Origin of the sequence: Tenacibaculum sp. L6 (genome assembly GCF_028823685.1) — a bacterium.
Lineage (GTDB): Bacteria > Bacteroidota > Bacteroidia > Flavobacteriales > Flavobacteriaceae > Polaribacter.
In genome coordinates this window covers 1-3,548 of the sequence record NZ_JAPEHZ010000108.1, presented here as the reverse complement: position 1 = coordinate 3,548, position 3,548 = coordinate 1, and the positions used below count along the sequence as shown (strand labels likewise).

General features: G+C 32.6%; 4 protein-coding genes and 1 tRNA gene. 2 read left to right on the top strand and 3 right to left on the bottom strand.

Translation table 11 applies throughout. The annotated features are described in order from the left end of the window. Window position 1 precedes the first annotated feature (1 nt). The 3 genes from OU788_RS11960 to trxA all read right to left on the bottom strand — a co-directional run bounded on the left by OU788_RS11960 (window position 2) and on the right by trxA (window position 1,437). Window positions 2-75 (bottom strand) — tRNA-Asp (locus OU788_RS11960). A gap of 54 nt (window positions 76-129) precedes the next feature. After that, complete coding sequence (locus tag OU788_RS11955; protein WP_274635378.1) at window positions 130-1,050, bottom strand: DUF58 domain-containing protein; 921 nt, start codon at window positions 1,048-1,050, stop codon at window positions 130-132. 69 nt (window positions 1,051-1,119) lie between these two features. Then, the gene (gene trxA, locus OU788_RS11950; RefSeq protein WP_125068953.1) at window positions 1,120-1,437 is read right to left on the bottom strand and encodes a thioredoxin; all 318 of its coding nucleotides are present in this window, start codon (window positions 1,435-1,437) and stop codon (window positions 1,120-1,122) included. Window positions 1,438-1,758: 321 nt separating this feature from the next. Here trxA and metK point away from each other — a divergent pair, with 321 nt between their 5' ends. Together metK and OU788_RS11940 are read left to right on the top strand one after the other, a co-directional pair. Continuing rightward, window positions 1,759-3,012, top strand: coding sequence for a methionine adenosyltransferase (gene metK, locus OU788_RS11945; protein WP_274635377.1), 1,254 nt, complete (start codon window positions 1,759-1,761; stop codon window positions 3,010-3,012). Window positions 3,013-3,275: 263 nt separating this feature from the next. Continuing rightward, window positions 3,276-3,548 (top strand): hypothetical protein (locus tag OU788_RS11940; protein WP_274635376.1); only part of this gene is annotated, 273 nt, incomplete at its 3' end.

Sequence of the window (3,548 nt, the reverse complement as noted above, 5' to 3'; positions counted from 1 at the left end):
GCGGTCTGGACGGGACTCGAACCCGCGACCCCATGCGTGACAGGCATGTATTCTAACCAGCTGAACTACCAGACCGTTGCTCTAAGCGGATGCAAATATATAACCTTTTTTTAAATAAAAAAGAGTTATTTATAAAAAATTCTGTCTACTGATAAGATAAGCGATAAGTACTTTATCATAACCTTCATTAATATCTACAGGAATGTAATCTATTTTATATTGTAAGCATTTGTTTTTTAGGTTTTTGAAAAATTCAGAGCTTAATTCTTGATATTTTTGCTGTACATTTTCGGCGTATAAATTTATTTCTTCTCCAGTTTCAACATCTACAAATTTTTTTGGTGAGTTGTCAAAATCAAACAAAAATTCGGTCTTTTTATCGTGTGTATGAAACAACACTACCTCATGTTTGTTAAATTTTAGGTGTCGTAAAGCATCAAAAAGAGCTTCTTCATTTTTTGAAGTTTGAAACATATCGGTAAATAAGAAAATTAAAGACCTTCTATGAATCTTCTCTGCTATTTCATGTAAATATTGATAGGTTTCTGTTGAAGAGGTAGAATTAGACGATAGTAACTGTTCTAATTGATGTAATAACATCTTACGATGACGCTCACTCCCTTTTTCAGGAGCATAATATTCGTAAGTGTCAGAATAAATACTTAACCCAACAGCATCACGTTGTCGTTTTAAAATATCCATTAAAGAAGCAGTAGCTACTGCTGAGAAACCAATCTTGTTTAAACTATCTATTGATTGATTCTTACTTATAGGATAATGCATAGAAGCAGAATTGTCGATAATTAAATGACATCTAAGATTCGTTTCTTCTTCATATTTTTTGGTGTACAGCTTTTCGGTTTTAGCAAATAGCTTCCAATCTATATGGCGAGTACTTTCGCCTTTATTATAGAGTTTGTGTTCAGAAAATTCAACCGAAAACCCATGAAACGGACTTTTGTGCATTCCTGTAATAAAACCTTCTACTACTTGTTTGGCAAGTAGCTCAAGGTTGTTAATTTTTGAAGCAGTACTGTTTAAATCAATCATACAGTACCGAAAATAACAAAAGGTTTAGCAATAGCCAAACCTTTTTTATGAGATGAATTGAAATACTTTTTATAAAGCAGCATCAATTTTATCTGTATAAGCTTTTTTAGGAGCAGCACCAACTTGCTTGTCTACAACTTCTCCGTTTTTGAAAATTAATACAGTTGGAATGTTTCTTACACCATACTTAGCAGCAAATTCTTGGTTTGCGTCCACATCAACTTTACCAACAACAGCTTTTCCTTCATACTCGCTACTAATCTCATCAACGATAGGAGATACCATTCTACATGGTCCGCACCAAGCTGCCCAAAAGTCTACTAATACTGGTTTGTCAGATTTTAATACTACTTCTTCGAAAGAAGCATCTGTAATTTCTAATGCCATTTTATATATGTTTTATCTAAGTTATTATCTTACTTTGTACACCACAAAAGTAAGCAAATATTTTTCCAATGCCATTTTATAAAAATTACTTTTTATTATCATAGTATCAATACTTTCTATTTTTTTATAGCTTAGTTTGTTTTTGTGTGTGTAAAATAATCTATAACTTTGCACCAATATTTATTTGAGGAAAAATTTGACTGATTGCAACCTCAATGAACAATAGTTCAGAATAAAAATGCTAAAGCAGTAATTTTCTACTCCTTTTAGCGACTTAGCAATTCAAGTTTTTTCTTTTAATTAATTTAAAAAGAAGTTTTTATGTCATATTTTTTTACTTCGGAAAGTGTTTCTGAAGGACATCCAGATAAAGTAGCAGATCAAATTTCTGACGCTTTAATAGATAATTTTTTAGCATTTGACCCACAATCTAAGGTTGCTTGTGAAACTTTAGTAACTACAGGTCAGGTTGTATTGGCTGGAGAGGTAAAGTCATCAACCTATTTAGATGTTCAAAAAATAGCTCGTGAAGTAATTAATAAAATTGGTTATACTAAAGGAGAATACATGTTTGATGGAAATTCTTGTGGAGTTTTATCAGCAATTCATGAACAATCAGACGATATTAACCGTGGAGTAGATAGAGCTTCAAAGGAAGAGCAAGGAGCTGGTGACCAAGGTATGATGTTTGGGTATGCAACTAACGAAACTGAGCATTATATGCCATTAGCGTTAGACTTATCGCACATCATCTTAAAGGAATTAGCTGCTATTCGTAGAGAGAACAAAGAAATTACTTATTTACGTCCAGATGCAAAGAGTCAGGTAACTATTGAGTATTCTGATGATAATGTACCACAACGTATTGAAGCAATTGTTGTTTCTACACAGCACGATGATTTTGCTGATGACGAAACCATGTTAGCAAAAATTAGAAAAGATATTATTGAGATTTTAATTCCTAGAGTTAAAGCACAATTAACTCCAGAAATTCAAGCGCTATTTAATGATGATATTAAGTATCATATTAACCCAACAGGAAAGTTTGTAATTGGTGGACCTCATGGAGATACAGGATTGACAGGTCGTAAGATTATTGTTGATACGTACGGAGGAAAAGGAGCACACGGTGGTGGAGCATTCTCTGGAAAAGATCCAAGTAAGGTAGACCGTTCTGCAGCCTATGCAACACGTCATATTGCAAAGAATTTAGTAGCTGCTGGAGTTGCTGATGAGGTATTAGTTCAAGTATCATACGCAATTGGAGTAGTAGAGCCGATGGGTATCTTTGTAGATACTTACGGAACTTCAAAAGTTGATTTAACCGATGGAGAGATCGCTCAAAAAGTTTCTGAAATTTTTGATATGCGTCCACACGCAATTGAAGATCGTTTAAAATTACGTAATCCAATATATAGCGAAACTGCTGCTTACGGACACATGGGACGTACAAATGAAGTAGTTTCTAAAACGTTTACACAACCTAATGGAGAAAGTATAACGCTAGATGTAGAGTTGTTTACTTGGGAGAAATTAGATTATGTATCTAAGGTAAAAGAAAGTTTCGGTTTGTAAAAAACTGCAAAATATACTAGTTAAAAATACCTGCAATTTTTGTTGCAGGTATTTTTTTTACTCCTATTTTTGTGTGGAATTAAGAAATAATATAAACCGAACTTTTTTAAAGTTTTAAATTTGCTAAAAAATTGCTGTCTTTCTTTCGTTTTTTATAGTTCAGCTATGTGTGTAGCTGAGAAAATTGCTGTAACAAAATTAAAAAATCCAATTTTTTACATAAACATAAAAGTTTAATAGGGTTCATTAAAAAGTACACAAAAATGAAAAACTTAAAGTATGTTTTTGCTATCGGATTAGGAATGACATTATTAACGGCTTGTAGCAGTTCTACATCTGATGATTTTGAAGAAATCAATGAAGGGGCTAAAAAGAAAAGACTAAAAACAATTACTGCGACTAATCAGGAGAATGAGACAATGACTGCCCAATTTATGTATAATTCTGAAAACAAATTGGTAAGCTTATCAGGAACAGATAATGAAGGAGGCGCAACTTTAATAAACTACAAAAATGATGGTAATACTATTACAGTA